The following is a 16,613-nucleotide window of genomic DNA, read 5'->3' on the forward strand; positions in this document are numbered from 1 at the left end:
CACGGCGCATTCAATCGGGCACCGCGTCATCGCGGGCCACACGGGAGACGACACAATGACCATCCGCATCACACGCAGGGGCCGTGATCTGGCCGGCGGCACTGCGGCCATCGCGGTCGCCGTGGCGGCAGCCGGGCTCGCGATGCCGCAGGCGGCGCACGCGCAGGACGTGGTGGCGCAGGCCCGTGCCACCGTCGCGGCGGCAACCGCGCCGGCCACCACGTGGGACGGCCCCACCAGCGGTCCGAAGGCGGCTGCCGGCAAGACCGTGGTCTACATCGCCGGCGACATGCGTAACGGCGGCATCCAGGAGACCGCCGACGGCGTCAAGGAAGCAGGCGGCCGCATCGGCTGGACCGTGCGCATCCTGGATGGCCAGGGGAGCGTGTCGGGCGTGCATTCGGTGTTCGGCCAGGCGATCGCACTCAAGCCCGACGGCATCATCATCGGCGGCTTCGACATCGTGCAGAACGCCGAGAGCATTCGCCAGGCCGAGGCGCAGGGCATCAAGGTGGTGGCCTGGCACGGCGCCGCGCACCCAGGCCCGGTCGAGGCGCAGCACGTGTTCAGCAATATCGGCAGCGACAGCGCGCGTGTCGCCGAGGTCGCCGCCGACTATGCCATCGCGCAGAGCGACGGCCATGCCGGCGTCGTCATCTTCACCGATAGCGCCTACGCGATCGCGCTGTCGAAGGCGCGCATGATGGAGACGGCGATCAAGCGCTGCCCGGGCTGCACGGTGCTGTCGTTCGAGGACACGCCGCTGGCCGAGACCTCGACGCGCATGTCGCAGCTCACGACGTCGCTGCTGCAGCGCTACGGCAAGAAATGGACGTACTCGCTGGCGATCAACGATCTCTATTACGACTTCATCGGGCCTCCCCTGATCTCGGCCGGTGCCGACGCCGCCGGTCCGCCGGTCAACATCAGCGCGGGCGACGGCAGCAATTCCGCCTACGAGCGCATACGGAGCGTGCAGTACCAGGCCGCCACCGTACCGGAACCGCTGCTGCTGCAAGGCTGGCAGACGATCGACGAGCTGAACCGGGCGTTTGCCGGCCAGCCTCCGTCCGGCTACGTGGCGCCGGTGCATCTGGTGGTGGCCAAGAATGTCGATGACGACGGCGGCAAGCACGATCTGTACGACCCGGCGAACGGCTACCGCGACGCCTACGCCAAAATCTGGGGAAAATGATCCATGGCTGAACCACCGGTCCGCACGGGCTCCGACTACGAGATCCTCGACGCGCGCTTCAAGCGCTACCTGGTGCACAGCGTGCGCATGCAGAAACTCGGCGAGGGTTTTCGCTGGACCGAGGGGCCGGTGTGGATCGCCGATGCCGACTGCCTGCTGTTCAGCGACATTCCGAACAATTGCATCATGCGCTGGATCGAGGGTGTCGGCATGTCGGTCTACCGGCAGCCGAGCCGCTACTCGAACGGCCACACACGCGACCGCGACGGCAGGCTGATCTCCTGCCTGCACGGCCAGCGCGCCGTGGTCCGCACCGAACATGACGGCAGCATCACGGTGCTTGCCGACCGGTTCGAGGGCAAGCGGCTGAATTCGCCGAACGACGTGGTGGTGAAGTCGGACGGCTCGATCTGGTTCACCGATCCGCACTACGGCATCATCATGGACTACGAGGGCGAGGGCCGCGCCGACGAGGAGCTGCCCACCAGCGTCTACCGTATCGATCCGCACACCGGCGCGCTACGCCTGGTCAGCGACGCATTCGGCGGCCCCAACGGACTGTGCTTCTCGCCGGACGAGAGCAGGCTGTACATCGCCGATACCGGCCGCATGCACGAGGATCACTGGGCACGCGAGATACGCGTCTTCGACGTGCTGGACAGCGATGCCGGCCGGCTGTCGGAGCCACGCTTCTTCTACAAGCCGGATGTCGGGGTGGCGGACGGCTTCCGGGCCGACGAGCAAGGCAACATCTGGACCAGCGCCGGCGACGGTGTGCATTGCGTCACCCCCGAGGGCGAGCCGATCGGCAAGCTCCGCGTTCCTCAGACGGTTTCGAACGTCACGTTCGGCGGCCGTGCGCGCTCGCGCCTGTTCATCTGCGCGACCCACGAGGTGTACGCGATCTACCTCAACATCCGCGGCGCCGTCCCCCTCTGACAAGGTGAGGGAAGACAAGGCGACGCTGCGCGACGTCTCCCGGCTGGCGGGAGTGTCGCGCATGACCGTCGCACGCGTGCTGCATCGATCGGGCGGCGTCCTGCCGACAACGCAGGCCCGTGTCGAGCAGGCGGTTTCCGCACTCGGCTACGTGCCGGATCGCGCCGCCGGCAGCCTCTCGACGCGGCGCAGCGGCTTTGTCGGCCTGGTGCTGCCGACCTTGAACAACGCCAACTTCGCCTCGCTCGCGGAGGGTCTGACCGAGGCACTGCGCCCGGCCAACTACGAAGTGCTGATCGGCTATACCGGCTACAGCGTGGCCGAGGAGGAACGCCAGATCCGCACCATGCTGGCGCGACGGCCGGAGGCGCTGGTGCTCGCCGCCACCGGCCATAGCCCGGCGACACGCCGGCTGCTGGAGCCGGGACGGCCGCCAGTGATCGAGATCGCCGAGCTGCCCGACCAGCCGCTGGCGCACGCCATCGGCCTCTCCAACGAGGCGGCCGGTCGAGCCGCCGCGGACACCCTGCTCGGCCTCGGACATCGCAAGCTGGGGGCCATCGGACCCGGGCGGGACGGCGACCGGATCGACACCCGTGGCGAGGCAAGACTGCGTGGCTTCGTGGCGGCGGTGGCGGCAGCCGGACTGCCGACGTCACTGGCACTCGCGGAGGGCGGCCTGCCGAACTCGTATCGCCACGGTGCCGAGGCGATGGCGGCACTGCTGGCGCAGGCGCCGGATGTCGAGGCGGTGTTCGCGATCTCGGACCTGTCGGCGGTCGGCGCGTTGTCCGAATGCCAGCGCCGCGGCATCGCCGTGCCCGGACGGATCTCGCTGCTCGGTTTCGGGGATTTCGATATCGGCCAGCAGCTGGTCCCGCCGCTGAGCACGATCGCCACCGACTTCCCCGGCATGGGGCGCGCGGCCGGACGGATGATCATCGAGCTGGTGGCGCCTCCCTCCACCGGCGCCGGCGGCTTGCAGCAGCCGGCCCTCGACCGGCGCCTGGACATCGGCTTCAACCTGCTCGAACGCGGAACCACCCGGGCCGCCGGCCCGGCGGGTATCAACCACAGGAAGGCGAGCCATGCCTGAGACAGCTTCAAATCCAGCAGCAACCAAGGTCGCCCTGGTGACCGGAGCCGGCAGCGGCATCGGGCAGGCGGTGGCGCTCGCGCTGCTGGCTGATGGCTGGTCGGTCGCTCTCTCCGGACGCACCGAGACGACCCTGCGCGAAACCGCCGATATTGCGGGGGCATCGACCGACCGCGTCCTCGTGCATCCGACCGACGTTGCCGACCCGGCTTCGGTCGACAACCTCTATGCGGCACTGCGCGCGCGCTTCGGCCGGCTCGACCTGCTGTTCAACAATGCCGGCGTCAGCCTGGCCGCTTCACCCGACGAGCTGTCCTTCGATGACTGGTCGCGGGTGGTCTCGATCAACCTGACCGGGTCATTCCTGTGCGCACAGGGCGCGTTCCGGCTGATGCGAGATCAGGCTCCGCAAGGTGGCCGGATCATCAACAACGGATCGATTTCGGCGCATGCGCCGCGTCCCAACTCGATTGCCTATACCGCCACCAAGCACGCGGTGACCGGCATGACCAAGTCGCTGTCGCTGGACGGTCGCCGCTACAACATCGCCTGCGGCCAGATTGACATCGGTAATGCGCTCACGCCGATGGCGGCGCGCATGAAGGGCGGTGTGCCCCAGGCCAACGGCGAGATGATGCCGGAACCGGTGATGGATGTCAGCGAGGTGGCGCGCTCGGTGCTGTTCATGGCGTCGCTTCCGCTGGAGGCCAACGTGCAGACCATGATGGTGATGGCCACAAATATGCCCTTCGTGGGCCGGGGATAGCGCGCCAGGGGCCAGGGGCACTCCCCTGGCCCCGGGCAACGGCTCGCTCCTGCGCTCAGGCCAGGAGACAGGCGAACGGCTAGAAGATTGCCTTGCCTGCCATCACACCCAGGACGAGGAAGATTACGAACACCACGATGCAGATGAAGAAAAGGATCTTCGCGATGCCGGCGCTTGCGGCGGACACGCCGCCGAAGCCGAAGATACCCGCAACGATCGAGATGACCAGGAAGAGCAGGGCGAGCTTGAGCATTTGGTGATCTCCAGGGCAGCGGGACTGGGGTCGGGATCAGGCGGGATCAGCGACGCGCGAAGATCGCACCGATGATGAAGCCGAGCACGGTCGCGACACCGAGGGCGAGCAGCGGCTGGTCGGCAGCGAGATCGCGCACGGTGTCGAGCGCCTCGCCATAGGCACCCTGCGCCTGGCCGGCGGCGGCGCGCGCCTTGCCCTTCGCCTGGGAGGCGGTGTCACCCAGCAATCCGCCCGCGCCATCCTGCACGCGGCCGATCACTTCCTCGGCGGCGCCCTGAATCCGGTTGGTATCGACCATCCTGCTTGCTCCATGTCTGTCTACGTTGCTGCCTGCGCTCCCACACGGGGCGCCGCACGGCTCTGACAACGCGCGATCCCCGCGGCGGATGCGCCGCGACCGTTGCCAAATCATCCCTCGCTGGCAGGCGTGCGGCGTCCTCGACGTGCCACCCCCGGCGGGCAACCCCTGCCCGGCCCGCGCATTGCTGCGACACAAAAGGCCGTGGCATAGCCGCCAGACAGGTCCGGGACCCGCGCCATGAAGCTGTTCAACTGCCAGCACTGCAGCGCGCTGCTGTTCTTCGAGAACCACAGCTGCGAGAGTTGCGCCTCCCCGCTTGGCTACATGCCCGACCGCGGCGGCCTCGAGGCACTGGTCCCCGATCGCGAGGGCGACCGCGGCGGCGACACCTTCACGCTGGTCTCCGACCCCATGGTGCGGGTGCGGCGTTGCCGCAACGCCCGGCACGATGTCTGCAACTGGCTGATGCAGGCCGATGGCGATGAGGCGTTCTGCATCGCCTGCCGCCACAACCGCACCATCCCGAACCTGGCCGACCCGGCCGACATGCTGCTCTGGCGCAAGCTCGAGGCCGCCAAGCATCGGCTGTTCTACTCGCTGGTACGGCTCGGCGTCCGGCTCGCCAACCGCATCGACGATCCTGCCGAAGGCCTGGTGTTCGACTTCCTCGACGACCGCTCCGGCAAGCCGAGGGTACTCACCGGCCACAAGGGCGGCGTCATCACCATCGCCATCCAGGAAGCCGACGACGCGCATCGCGAGGAGATGCGCAACCAGATGCACGAGACCTACCGCACCCTGCTTGGGCACTTCCGGCACGAGGTCGGCCACTGGATCTGGGACCGGCTGATACGCGACGGCGACCGGCTGGCCGCATGCCGGGAGGTGTTTGGCGACGATACCGTCGACTATGGGGCGGCACTCGACCGGCACTACCGGGAGGGGCCGCCGCCCGACTGGCAGAACGCCTACATCAGCTCCTATGCGACCAGCCACCCCTGGGAGGACTTTGCCGAGACCTGGGCGCACTACCTGCACATCATGGACACGCTCGAGACCGCCAACGCCTTCGGCATGGGCGTGCATCCCAAGGTGGAACAGTCCTCGTCGCTGACCGTCGAGGTGGCGATCGATCCATACCGTTCGGTGACGATGAAGCCGATCGTTGACCAATGGCTGCCGCTGACGTTTGCGATGAACAACCTGAACCGCTCGATGGGCCTGGCCGACCTGTATCCGTTCATCATCACCGATCCGGTGCGGACCAAGCTCGGCTTCATCCACCAGATGCTGCAGGAGACCCGGCGAGACCTGCCGGGCGCCGCGACGCTCGAAGGCTGACCGTGGCACGCCCGCAACAAACCGCAACCTAGCCGTCGCGACCAGTCCTGAACCACGACGCGCCATCTTGCTTTGCCAGATGCACCCCCATAAGCCGTAGTTCTGATCGCGACGATGGGAACTTCGTGCCTTGACCTACAAATCCCGCCGGCTGCCGCTGCTGGCCTCCGCCATCCTGGTGGCCTCGCCGCTGCTGGCCCGGGCAGCCCAGCCCGGCCAGGCGGCACCGGATGCCGCTACCCCCGCACCGCGCGCGCCGCAGCCCGCGTCATCGCGCGCCGCGCCGGCGGCACCGGCCGAGAGCCTCATCGTCACCGGCTCGCGGTCCGGCCGCAAGAAGGCCCGCGACAGCGTGAGCCCGATCGACGTGGTCAGCGCCGTCCAGCTGCGTCGCACCGACCAGGTGAACCTGCGCGATGCGCTGGTGCGGCTGCTGCCCTCGATCACGCGCCAGACCTATGGCGGCGATACCGGGTCGCTGACCGATGCGATCCGCCTGCGCGGGCTCAACCCGAACGAGGTGCTGGTGCTGATCAATGGCAAGCGCCGCCACACCACCGCGAACATCTACGCGGACTCCGGACCGCAGCAGGGCGCGACGCCGGTCGACCTGGACATGATCCCGGCCTCGATGATCGACCATATCGAGGTGCTGCGCGACGGTGCCGCCGCCCAGTACGGCTCGGATGCCATCGCCGGCGTCGTCAACGTCATCCTCAAGGGCGGAGCCACCGGTGGCTCGGCGCAGGCGCTGTTCGGCCAGACCTATGCCGGCGACGGCTTCTCCACCAGCGTCAGTGGCGACAAGGGCGCCGCGCTCGGCGATGACGGCTTCATACGGATCGGCGCCGAGTTCGTGCATAGCGACCATACCGACCGCACCGGTACCGACCTGCGCACCGGCACCGGCGTCAACCAGATCCTCGGCAACCCCGAGCAGACGCGCGAGACCTTCGGCATCAACGCCGAGAAGGATGTCGGTCCGGACGTCACGCTGTACGGCAACCTCACCTATGGGCACCGTCATGCCGAGGCCCTCGAGCAGTATCGCCTGCCGTCCAGCTATCCGGTGGTCTATCCGGATGGCTACGAGCCCGCCGAGACCATCGAGGAGAACGACTACGGCGTGACGATCGGCGCGCGTGGCGACGACCTGCTGTCATTCGCCTGGGACCTGTCGACCACCTGGGGCGCCGACCAGGACAATATCGGGGTGAAGAACTCGGCCAATACCAGCATCGCCGACACCCTGCTGGCGCCGACGAACTTCGCCGTCGCCAGCTATGCAGACGCGCAATGGACCAACAACCTCGACCTGAAGCGCCCGCTCGCCATCCCGTTCATGGCGCTGCCGGCCAACCTCGCCCTCGGCGCCGAGCATCGCTACGAGGAATACTCCCTCGGGGCAGGCGAGCCGGACTCCTATTCCGGGACCGGTGCGCAGGGACTGCCCGGCCTGCTGCCGGCGCTGGCCGGCACCTGGTCGCGCGACGTGTATGCCGCATACGCCGAACTCGACCTGCATCCGCTGCGGCATCTGGAGATCGATGTGGCCGGGCGCTACGAATACTATACCGATGCCAAGGACGTGGAGACCGGCAAGCTCTCCGCCCGCTACGACATCACGCCGCACTACGCGCTGCGCGCCACCGTCTCGAACGGCTTCCAGGCGCCCACCCTGGCCGAGCAGCATTTCTCCAACCTGAATGTCTCGCCGACCGCCGCCAGCGGCATCCTCGGGGTAGCCACGCCGGGTGCCAGGGCGCTCGGTTCGCAGCCGCTGAAACCCGAACGATCCACCAACGTCAGCGCCGGCCTGGTCGCCGAGCCGGTGCACAACCTGCACATCGCCGCCGACGTGTACCAGATCAACATACGCGACCGCATCGTGGCGGGCGGCGTCTACAACGGCGCCACCGCGATCAACGCGATCCAGAGCACCGGCATCACCCTGCCCGGCGGGATCAACCCGACCAGCGTCAGCGCCTATTATTTCTCCAACGGCGCCAGCACGCGAACCCAGGGGCTCGACATCTCGGCGGACTATCTGAGCCGGCTCGGCGACTGGAACGGGATCGACTGGGGCCGCATCGACTGGACCCTCGGGCTCGATCTCAACCGCAGCGTCCTGCATCACGTGGCGGACGACCTGAACGGCCGCAGCCTGCTGAACGCGCAGACCGCGACCTCGCTGACACGCGGCTCGCCGCGCTCGAAGATCATCCTCGGCGCGACCTGGACGGAGGGCCGCTTCGACACCACGCTGCGCGTCACCCGCTACGGCCAGACCACCGACGACCTCACGATCTACACTGGCGCGACACGCAGTTCGGCTCTGTCCAACACGATCTTCTACGAGTTCAACAACTCGCCGCGCTGGATCAGCGATCTGGAACTCGGCTACCGGCTGACCCACGCTTGGCATCTGGCGGTCGGCGCGAACAACCTGTTCGACATCTATCCGCGCATGAAGCCGGCCGCGACCAACTATCTCGGCACGCTGCCGTACGACATCAACGCGGCGCAGATCGGCATCGACGGCGGCTTCTACTATGCGAGGCTCAACTACACGTTCTGAGCAACGGCACCGCGATCACCCGGCACCCAGCGCCACCCGTCGCAGATCGAGCGTGCGCGGCAGTTCCGGCGCGCGTTCGGCCTTCGGGGGCGCCATCGGGCCTGGCGTGTGGCCGAACGGCAGGAACCGCGCGCGGCGCCTGGCCTCGGCCTCGGCCGCATTGACCGGACGGGTCTCGTAGTTGCGGCCGCCGGGATGTGCGGTGTGGTGCGTCAGGCCGCCGACCGAACGGCCGGACCAGCGGTCGTACAGGTCGAACACCAGCGGCGTCTGCGCCGGCAGCACCGGATGCATGCCGAACACCGGCTGCCACGCCTTGAAGCGCACGCCGGCGACATAGGTGCCGGCCTCCGACGTCGCCGAGAGCGGCACCTCGCTGCCGTTGCAGGCGAGCACGTAGCGCTCCGGCGAGAAGCCCGTCACCGTCACCTGCACGCGCTCGACCGAGTTGTCGACATGCCGCACCGTGCCGCCGATGCCGGGCGTCTCGCCAAGCACCGGCCACGGCTCGAGCGCCTGGTGCAGGGCGAGCGTCATGCCGCCGACCTGTACCTCGCCGATCAGCGGATAACGGAAGGCGTGGTGCGGCGCGAAGAATGCCGGGTCCAGGCGCAGGCCGAAGCTGGCGAGATCCTCCAGCGCGTCGCGCAGGTCCTCGGCGACGAAGTGCGGCAGCATGAAATCGTCATGCAGGCGGGTACCCCAGCGGATCAGCCGGCGCTCGTACGGGTGCTGCCAGAACGCGGCGATGGCGGCACGCAGCAGCAGCGACTGCGCCGCCGCCATGCGCGGATGCGGCGGCATCTCGAGGGCGCGCAGCTCGACCAGGCCAAGCCGTCCGGAGCTGCTCTCCGGCGCATACAGCTTGTCGATGCAGAACTCGGTGCGGTGGGTGTTGCCGGTCATGTCGGCCAGCAGGTTGCGCAGCAGCCGGTCGACCAGCCACGGCGGCACATGCGCCCCGGGGCGTATCTGCGCGAACGCGATCTCGAGTTCGGGAATGCTGTCCTGGCGTGCCTCGTCGATGCGCGGATGCTGGCTGGTCGGGCCGATGAACAGGCCGGAGAACAGGTACGACAGGCTCGGATGGTTGTGCCAGAAGCCGAGCAGCGACTTCAGCAGGTCGGGCCGGCGCAGGAACGGCGAGTCTGCGGCCTGCGCCCCGCCCATCACCACATGGTTGCCGCCCCCGGTGCCGACATGGCGGCCGTCGAGCAGGAACTTCTCGGTGCCGAGACCGACCGCCCTCGCCTCGTCGTAGAGCTGCTGGTTGCGCTCGACATACTCCGGCCAGCTTGCCGCCGGATGCACGTTGACCTCGATCACGCCGGGATCGGGGGTGACCGAGAAGCTCTGCAGGCGCGGATCGTGCGGTGGTGCGTAGCCCTCGATGACGATCCTGCGGTCCATCTCCACCGCCGTTGCCTCCAGCGCCGCGACCAGGTCGAGCCAATCCTCGGCTGCGTAGAGCGGCGGCAGGAAGACATGCAGGATTCCGTCACGGCTCTGCACCGTCAGCGCGGTGCGGACCATGCGCACGGCATCGTCCGGCGCGTCCTCCTCCTCCGGATAGTCCGCCTCGGCAGCCGGCTGCGGACGCATGGCGTCGAGCGACTGGCCGGCGAAGTCGGCACTCGCGAGCGGCGCCGGCGGGCGCTGCGGCAACGGGCGGCCGACCTGATCGGGACTGGTGAGGGCATCCGGCGGCAGCCCGTCCGGCGCATCGATACCGTTCGTCAGCGGCGGCACGAGTTCATCCGGGCGTACGATCCGGGCAGCCGGCGGGCCGGGTGAGCGCACGGTCCGGGGGGGCGCGAGCGGAGGGCGCGGGGCGAACGGGTCGGCCTCGACATCCTGCTCGGTGGCGGCGGGATCGGCCCAGGGCAGGCTCTGCAGCGGCAGGCGGAAGCCGATCGAGCTGTCCCCCGGCACCAGGAACAGCAGGTCGGAGCGCAGCAGCCAGCGCCCGGTCTGCCAGATGCGGCTATTCGCCCCGCGCCTAACACGTCGTAGCGGCAGCACGCTTCCGGTCGGCGACAAGAGGCCGGCGCCATACACGCGCGCCAGCCTGGCCCGCTCCAGCGGATCGGCAAGGTTGGCCGCCTCGGCGATGACGTTGGCCGGCAGGCGATATTCCCGCCACAGGTAATAGTGGATGTCCTCGTATGCCTGCAGCACCCGCTCGGGGTCGACCTGCAGCCGGCTGGCGAGCGCGCGGGCGAAGTCGTGCGCGTCGTCGGCGTCGGCCCCGCCTTCGCCCGGCATGTGGTCGTCGTCGGAGGCGAGCAGCGACGGGTCCCGCCAGACCGGCACGCCGTCGCGCCGCCAATGCGCCTGCAGCGCCCAGCGCGGCAGCTGCTCCCCCGGATAGTGCTTGCCGACGGTGTACTGCAGCGCAGCGCCTGGCGCCCAGAGCGGCACCAGCCGTCGCAGCAGGCGCCCGGCCAGCGGGCGCTTGGTCGGCCCGAGGGCGCTGCTGTTCCACTCCTCGGCATCCATGTCACCCTCGGCGATGAAGGTCGGCTCGCCGCCCATCGTCAGCCGCACGTCGCTCGACGCCAGCGCCCGGTCGACCGACTGGCCGGCGCTCAGGATCGCCTGCCACGTCGCCTCGTCGTACGGCGCGGTGGTGCGCGGCGTCTCGACGATGCGGCGGACGCCCATCTCGAAGCTGAACCCGGTCTCCGCAGGCTCGGCCAAGCCGCTGATCGGTGCGGCCGAGGCAGGCTCGGGGCTGGCGGCGAGCGGGATATGTCCCTCGCCGGTCAACAGCCCGGAGGTGACGTCGAAGCCGATCCAGCCGGCACCCGGCAGATACACCTCCGCCCAGGCATGCAGGTCGGTGAAGTCCGCCGAAGCCCCCTGCGGCCCGCTGCCCTGGGTGTCGGGGTCGGGCTTGAGCTGGATCAGGTAGCCGGAGACGAACCGGGCGGCGAGGCCGAGATGGCGCGCCACCTGCACGAACAGCCAGGCGGAGTCCCGGCAGGAGCCGCGTCCCTCGGACAGCGTCTCCTCCGGCGTCCAGACACCCGCCTCCATGCGCACGATGTAGTCGACGCGGTCGCGCAGCATCGAATTGAGCGCGATCAGCATCGGCACGGTGCGCTGGCTCTCCCGCGGAAAACCGGCGAGCAGGGCATTCAGCTTCGGGCCGGCCGGCAGCGGCGTGCGGAACGGCAGCAGCTCGGCGTCCAGCACATGGTCGTAGGCGAACGGCCAGGTCTCCGCCTCGGGCTCGAGGAAGAAGTCGAACGGATTGATCGTCGCCATGTCGGCGAGCAGATCCACCGTGACGTCGAAATGCGTGACCTTTTCGGGGAACACCACCCGGGCCAGGAAATTGCCCTGCGGGTCCTGCAGCCAGTTGAGGAAATGCCCCGTGGGCTCGATCCGCAGCGAGTAGGCCAGGATCGGGGTGCGGGAGTGCGGTGCCGGGCGCAGGCGGATCGTCTGCGGGCCGAGGCTGATCGCGCGATCATATCGATAGCTGGTGCGATGGGTCAGACTAACATGCAGCGTCACGTGGCGGCATCTCCCGGGAAAGGCGGCGCTTCAGGTACTGATCCCACGCTCCCGCGATGCCGCCAATGCCCCACGTGCGGGCGGGGCCCTCGGACGGCCCTGTGTCGATTATGTTAATCTACGCGAAAATGGTTCCACACGCCTCCGAAACGGTCTGTCTTTAAGCGCTAGACTTGTGTTATCCGGATCCCCGGGTGCTTGACCGCCGCTTTTCCGAAGGCCCCCTCATGGGCTTCGCGGACTGCGCCGGGCATGCTCTCGATCAAACTGAACGCCATGGAAGTCAAAAGGACCTCATGATGTCTGACACCAAGACCACGACCATCGCCCAGATCCGCACCCTCGAGCTGAACGAGATCGACCACGTGGTCGGTGGCATCCATCATCCGGACGGCTATGTCGCCACCCCGGCGATCCACCACCCGGATGGCTATGTCGCCACCCCGGCGATCCACCACCCCGACGGGTACTAAGACCACCGAAGCTTCCGTGGTGCTGCCGGACGCCTGTTCCGGCAGCCTGCGGACCCTTGCCTACGCGGGCCACCGGTGGAACAACCGGCTGGTCCGCCACGTTCTCGACCAGTCATAGCGATGCAGAGCCTGTTCCGGAGCGAGGCACTCGAAGCCAGGCGTGATGCGTGGCTGGGCCGCGTGCAGGTCGCCCAGCCGATCCCCGTCCGCGTCGCGACCGTCATGACGGCTGTCTTCCTCGCCGCCACGGTGCTGTTCGTCTGCACCGGGACCTATACCCGCCGGGTGCATGCCGGCGGACGAATGCTGCCGCCAACCGGCCTGATCACCATCCAGTCGCCTGCTGCCGGCATCCTGGCCCGGCAATATGCCGTGGAGGGGCGGCATGTCAGTCGTGGACAGCCGCTGTTCGTGCTGGACATGGAAGCCAATTCGGCCAGCGGACCGACCCAGCTGCACATCCTGGCCGATCTCGCCAGCCAGCGCCGGCTGCTGCAGCAGCAGCGCAGCCTGCGCGAGACCGCCGCCGTCATCGACAAGCAGTCGCTCGCCCTGGCCCTGCAGAACCTCGCCGAGCAGCGCCGGCAGCTGACCCTGCAGATCGATCTCGACAACCAGACCATGCCGGCGGTGCAGCGCTCGCTCGCCCGCCTGCAGGACGCGGCCCAGCAGCACATTGCCACCGACGCCCAGCTGCAGAGCCAGATCTACACCTATACCGAGCTGCTTTCGACCCACGCCCAGTTCCTGCAATCCAGCCTAGAGGTCGACGGCCGGCTGGCGGAGACCGCCGCGCGCTACCGCCGCTTCGACAGCGACCTCGCCCGCGAGCTGGCCGACCTCGACCGGCAGATCGCCGGCCTCGACCAGCAGGTCGCCGAGAACGAGGCGAAGCGGACCATCAGCATCCTGGCGCCGGACGACGGCACGCTGACCGCCATACGCGCCCATGTCGGCCAGCATGTCGAAGCCGGCAGCACCCTGCTGACGCTGCTGCCGCGGTCGCAGACGCTGGAGGCGGATCTGTACGTCACCAGCGCCGCCATCGGCTTCATCCGCGAAGGCGCACCGGTGCTGCTGCGCTACGCCGCGTTTCCCTACCAGCGCTTCGGCCTGTATCGCGGCCGGGTCACCCAGATCACCCGCGCCCCGATGACCATCGAAGGTGGCGCAACGGTAGGCGGGGCAGTCGAAGGCGGACAGGCCGGCGATGGTGGCGAATACTACCGCATCGTGGTGATGCCCGACCTGCCCTACGTGCTGACCTATGGCCAGCATCGGCCGCTCGAGGCGGGCATGCAGGTGGAGGCCAACATCGCGCTCGACCGCCGCCGGCTCTACCAGTGGCTGTTCGACCCGCTGATCTCGCTGGAACGCAGCGTAGGCGCGGTGGCTGGCCGCGGACCCGCCCCGTGAGCACCGGCCCGCTGCGCTTCGGCTTCGGCCGCCGGCTGCCGATCGTGCTGCAGGCCGAGGCGGCGGAATGCGGCATCGCCTGCCTTGCCATGGTGCTCGGCTATCATGGCAGGCCGATCGACCTCGCCACCTTCCGGCAGCGCCACGCGGTCTCGCTCAAGGGCACCACCCTGCGCACGCTGATCCAGATCGCCGAGACGGTGGGACTGACCGCACGCCCGCTGCGCCTCGACATCGATGCCATCGGCCAGCTACAGCGCCCCTGCATCCTGCACTGGGGGATGAACCATTTCGTCGTGCTGGCCGAGGTCGGCGCCCGCAGCGTGGTGATCCACGACCCCGCCCGCGGCCGCCGCACCGTGCCGCTCGACGAGGTGTCGCGCGAGTTCACCGGGGTTGCCCTCGAGACCATCCCGACGCGTGACTTCACCCGGCGCGACGAACGCAGCGGGCTGCGGCTGCGCGACCTGTTCCGGCATGTCGCCGGGCTGCGCCCTGCCCTGCTGCGCATCGCCATGCTGTCGCTCGGCGTCGAGGTGGCGGCGCTGCTGCTGCCGGTCGGCTCCCAGGTGATCATCGACGAGGCCATCGTCTCGGCCGACCACGACCTGCTGCTCACCATCACCATGGGGCTCGGCCTGCTGCTGCTGCTGCAGCTGCTGATCAACACCGCGCGCAGTTGGGCGATCATGCTGATCGGCAGCACCGTCAGCCTGCAATGGTACAGCAGCCTGTTCGACCATCTCAGCCGGCTGTCGCTGGAGTATTTCGAGAAGCGCAACGTCGGCGACATCCTGTCGCGCTTCGGCTCGCTGGCCGCCATCCAGAAGACGCTGACCACCGGCTTCGTGCAGGCGCTGCTCGACGGCGTGATGTCGATCGGAATGGCCGGCATGCTGTTCCTGTACGGTGGCTGGCTCGGCTGGATCGCACTGATCGCGACCTTCCTCGACCTCGGCCTGCGGCTGGTGATGCTGCGCGCCTACCGGGAGAGCAGCGAGGAGGCGATCATCCATGACGCCCGCCAGCAGACCCACCTGATCGAGACCATACGGGGTGCGGCCAGCGTCCGCCTGCTCGGCTTGCGCGAACGACGGCGCGCAGCCTGGATCAACCACCTGGTCGACAGCCTGAACGCCCGTCTGCGTCTGCAGCGCCTCGACATCGTGTTCACCCGCGCCGGCGAGCTGATCTTCGGCCTGGACCGCATCGTCATGCTGGCACTCGGCGCGCGCGCGGTGATGCACGACCAGATGAGCGTCGGCATGCTGGTCGCCTTCCTGACCTACAAGGACCAGCTCTCGATGCGCGCCGGCAGCCTGGTCAAGGGCTGGTTCGAGCTGCGCATGCTCGACGTGCAGACCAGCCGGCTGTCCGACATCACCCAGGCCGAGCCGGAAGCCCGCACCACCCTGGTGCCCGCCGTGGCACGCGAGCCGCGGTCGGAGCGGCACGTCGCCGACGGGCTGCGCGGCGAGGACCTGGCGCTTCGCTACGGAGCCCAGGACCCCTGGATCTGGCGCAATCTCAGCCTGCATGTCCAGGCCGGCCAGAGCGTCGCCATCGTCGGCCCCTCCGGCTGCGGCAAGACCACGCTGCTCAAGGTGCTGATGGGCCTGATCCCGCCGCAGGAGGGCAGCATCCGGTTGGACGGCGCCGACATACGCAGCCTCGGCCTGGACGCCTACCGCAGCCGGATCTCCGGGGTGCTGCAGGATGACGGACTGTTCGCCGGATCGATCGCCGAGAACATCGCCGGTTTCGACGAGCATCCCGATCAGGCCTGGATCGAGGATTGCGCCTTCCGCGCCGCCATCGTCGACGACATCGCGCGCATGCCGATGCGCTTCGAGACGCTGGTCGGCGACATGGGAAGCTCGCTGTCCGGCGGGCAGAAGCAGCGCATCGTGCTGGCGCGCGCCCTCTACCGCCGGCCGGAGATCCTTTTCCTCGACGAGGCGACCAGCCATCTCGACGACGCCAACGAGGCACTGGTCGCCAGCGCACTGCAGGATCTCGACATCACCCGCATCATCGTGGCGCATCGCCCGGCCACCATCGCACGCGCCGACCTGGTGCTGCGGCTGGAGCCGACGGCGCAGGTGCCGTTGCGCAGCATCGCCGACTAGGGTCTGGAGGCGTCGCCACCGCGCGCCAGGAGCGGCGTCGGCTCCGGCTGCCCTTCGTAGTATCCGGCTTCGCGCAGGAAGCCGTGCCGGCCGAGGCCATCGACGACCAGCGCGCCGCTGTCGGGATAGGTGCAGACATCCCCTGGTGGCTCGGCCCCGATCGCCAGATACACGAGGTCGCCGGTGCCGTCCGGCGTCACCGGGTTGGCGATCTGGTGGGCAATCCCGGTATCGGCAGGACAGGAGATGCAGTCTCCGGGACCGATCGCATGCACCTGATCGCCGTAGCGGAACACGCCACTTCCCTCGAGCACGACGAAGATCTCGTCGGCCATGAGGTGCGTGTGCGCCGGGCACGCGCTGTGGCCCGGAGGCACCCGCCGGGCGTTCATGCCGAGACGGCCCATGCCAAAACGCCCTGGCCCCGCCTCGTCCATCGCCGGCGTCAGCGCACGCCGGGAATGCGTCCAGGCCGATGGCACGTCGGCGGCGACTTCCGGTGCGGTGTACATGTTGACGATGGTCGTCGCGTTGCCGGTCATGTCCGCGCTCTCCCTTCTGCCCTGACCATAACGAAAAAACCCGGCGGGTGATCCCGCCG

Annotated in this window: 13 protein-coding genes; 9 read left to right on the forward strand and 4 right to left on the reverse strand. The window is 68.7% G+C overall.

What is annotated here, in order from left to right; genetic code table 11:
- Positions 1–55 precede the first annotated feature (55 nt).
- From FE263_RS02665 to FE263_RS02680, 4 genes are read left to right on the forward strand one after another with little or no spacing between them, the layout of a single operon-like run.
- A complete protein-coding gene (locus FE263_RS02665) occupies positions 56–1,195 on the forward strand; it encodes an ABC transporter substrate-binding protein (protein WP_138324384.1) in 1,140 nt (379 codons plus the stop codon).
- 3 nt (positions 1,196–1,198) lie between these two features.
- Positions 1,199–2,134: an SMP-30/gluconolactonase/LRE family protein gene (locus FE263_RS02670; protein ID WP_138324385.1), complete on the forward strand. Its 936-nt coding sequence runs from the start codon at positions 1,199–1,201 to the stop codon at positions 2,132–2,134.
- 4 nt (positions 2,135–2,138) lie between these two features.
- The gene (locus FE263_RS02675) at positions 2,139–3,230 is read left to right on the forward strand and encodes a LacI family DNA-binding transcriptional regulator (protein WP_240758952.1); all 1,092 of its coding nucleotides are present in this window, start codon (positions 2,139–2,141) and stop codon (positions 3,228–3,230) included.
- On the forward strand, positions 3,223–3,996 hold the full coding sequence (locus tag FE263_RS02680) for an SDR family oxidoreductase (RefSeq protein WP_138324386.1): 774 nt from the start codon (positions 3,223–3,225) through the stop codon (positions 3,994–3,996). Before FE263_RS02675 ends, FE263_RS02680 begins: the two co-directional genes overlap by 8 nt.
- Before the next feature lie 79 nt (positions 3,997–4,075).
- On the opposite strand, the gene FE263_RS02685 is transcribed toward FE263_RS02680, so the two are convergent.
- Together FE263_RS02685 and FE263_RS02690 are read right to left on the reverse strand one after the other, a co-directional pair.
- Positions 4,076–4,249, reverse strand: a complete 174-nt coding sequence (locus FE263_RS02685) for a DUF1328 domain-containing protein (RefSeq protein WP_138324387.1) — start codon at positions 4,247–4,249, stop codon at positions 4,076–4,078.
- A 46-nt stretch (positions 4,250–4,295) separates the two neighbouring features.
- Positions 4,296–4,550 (reverse strand): CsbD family protein, encoded by a 255-nt coding sequence (locus FE263_RS02690; RefSeq protein ID WP_138324388.1) that lies wholly within the window; start codon positions 4,548–4,550, stop codon positions 4,296–4,298.
- Between the two features lie 240 nt (positions 4,551–4,790).
- Here FE263_RS02690 and FE263_RS02695 point away from each other — a divergent pair, with 240 nt between their 5' ends.
- Together FE263_RS02695 and FE263_RS02700 are read left to right on the forward strand one after the other, a co-directional pair.
- Positions 4,791–5,894: a zinc-binding metallopeptidase family protein gene (locus FE263_RS02695; RefSeq protein ID WP_138324389.1), complete on the forward strand. Its 1,104-nt coding sequence runs from the start codon at positions 4,791–4,793 to the stop codon at positions 5,892–5,894.
- 130 nt (positions 5,895–6,024) lie between these two features.
- Positions 6,025–8,472 (forward strand): TonB-dependent receptor plug domain-containing protein, encoded by a 2,448-nt coding sequence (locus FE263_RS02700; protein ID WP_138324390.1) that lies wholly within the window; start codon positions 6,025–6,027, stop codon positions 8,470–8,472.
- 15 nt (positions 8,473–8,487) lie between these two features.
- Here the strand turns inward: FE263_RS02700 and FE263_RS02705 are convergent, their stop codons facing one another.
- A complete protein-coding gene (locus FE263_RS02705; protein WP_138324391.1) occupies positions 8,488–11,994 on the reverse strand; it encodes a transglutaminase family protein in 3,507 nt (1,168 codons plus the stop codon).
- Positions 11,995–12,293: 299 nt separating this feature from the next.
- Here FE263_RS02705 and FE263_RS21995 point away from each other — a divergent pair, with 299 nt between their 5' ends.
- The 3 genes from FE263_RS21995 (at position 12,294) to FE263_RS02715 (ending at position 16,012) form a co-directional block, all read left to right on the forward strand.
- Positions 12,294–12,467 carry a hypothetical protein gene (locus tag FE263_RS21995; RefSeq protein ID WP_171033899.1) on the forward strand — a complete coding sequence of 58 codons (174 nt, stop codon included), beginning with the start codon at positions 12,294–12,296 and terminating at the stop codon, positions 12,465–12,467.
- Positions 12,468–12,587: 120 nt separating this feature from the next.
- The gene (locus FE263_RS02710; RefSeq protein ID WP_138324392.1) at positions 12,588–13,883 is read left to right on the forward strand and encodes an HlyD family secretion protein; all 1,296 of its coding nucleotides are present in this window, start codon (positions 12,588–12,590) and stop codon (positions 13,881–13,883) included.
- On the forward strand, positions 13,880–16,012 hold the full coding sequence (locus tag FE263_RS02715; protein ID WP_138324393.1) for a peptidase domain-containing ABC transporter: 2,133 nt from the start codon (positions 13,880–13,882) through the stop codon (positions 16,010–16,012). The genes FE263_RS02710 and FE263_RS02715 overlap by 4 nt, the downstream gene beginning before the upstream one ends.
- Here FE263_RS02715 and FE263_RS02720 read toward each other — a convergent pair.
- Positions 16,009–16,554 carry a cupin domain-containing protein gene (locus FE263_RS02720; RefSeq protein ID WP_138324394.1) on the reverse strand — a complete coding sequence of 182 codons (546 nt, stop codon included), beginning with the start codon at positions 16,552–16,554 and terminating at the stop codon, positions 16,009–16,011. The genes FE263_RS02715 and FE263_RS02720 overlap by 4 nt on opposite strands.
- Positions 16,555–16,613: the final 59 nt, after the last annotated feature.

Origin of the sequence: Lichenicoccus roseus, assembly GCF_005844085.1 — a bacterium.
Classification (GTDB): domain Bacteria; phylum Pseudomonadota; class Alphaproteobacteria; order Acetobacterales; family Acetobacteraceae; genus Lichenicoccus; species Lichenicoccus roseus.

Coding starts and splice junctions, on each gene's coding strand:
- FE263_RS02685 (WP_138324387.1), bottom strand. CDS start 4,249: ATGCTCAAGCTCGCCCTGCTCTTCCTGGTCATCTCGATCGTTGCGGGT.
- FE263_RS02670 (WP_138324385.1), top strand. CDS start 1,199: ATGGCTGAACCACCGGTCCGCACGGGCTCCGACTACGAGATCCTCGAC.
- FE263_RS21995 (WP_171033899.1), top strand. CDS start 12,294: ATGTCTGACACCAAGACCACGACCATCGCCCAGATCCGCACCCTCGAG.
- FE263_RS02665 (WP_138324384.1), top strand. CDS start 56: ATGACCATCCGCATCACACGCAGGGGCCGTGATCTGGCCGGCGGCACT.
- FE263_RS02710 (WP_138324392.1), top strand. CDS start 12,588: ATGCAGAGCCTGTTCCGGAGCGAGGCACTCGAAGCCAGGCGTGATGCG.
- FE263_RS02690 (WP_138324388.1), bottom strand. CDS start 4,550: ATGGTCGATACCAACCGGATTCAGGGCGCCGCCGAGGAAGTGATCGGC.
- FE263_RS02695 (WP_138324389.1), top strand. CDS start 4,791: ATGAAGCTGTTCAACTGCCAGCACTGCAGCGCGCTGCTGTTCTTCGAG.
- FE263_RS02680 (WP_138324386.1), top strand. CDS start 3,223: ATGCCTGAGACAGCTTCAAATCCAGCAGCAACCAAGGTCGCCCTGGTG.
- FE263_RS02720 (WP_138324394.1), bottom strand. CDS start 16,554: ATGACCGGCAACGCGACGACCATCGTCAACATGTACACCGCACCGGAA.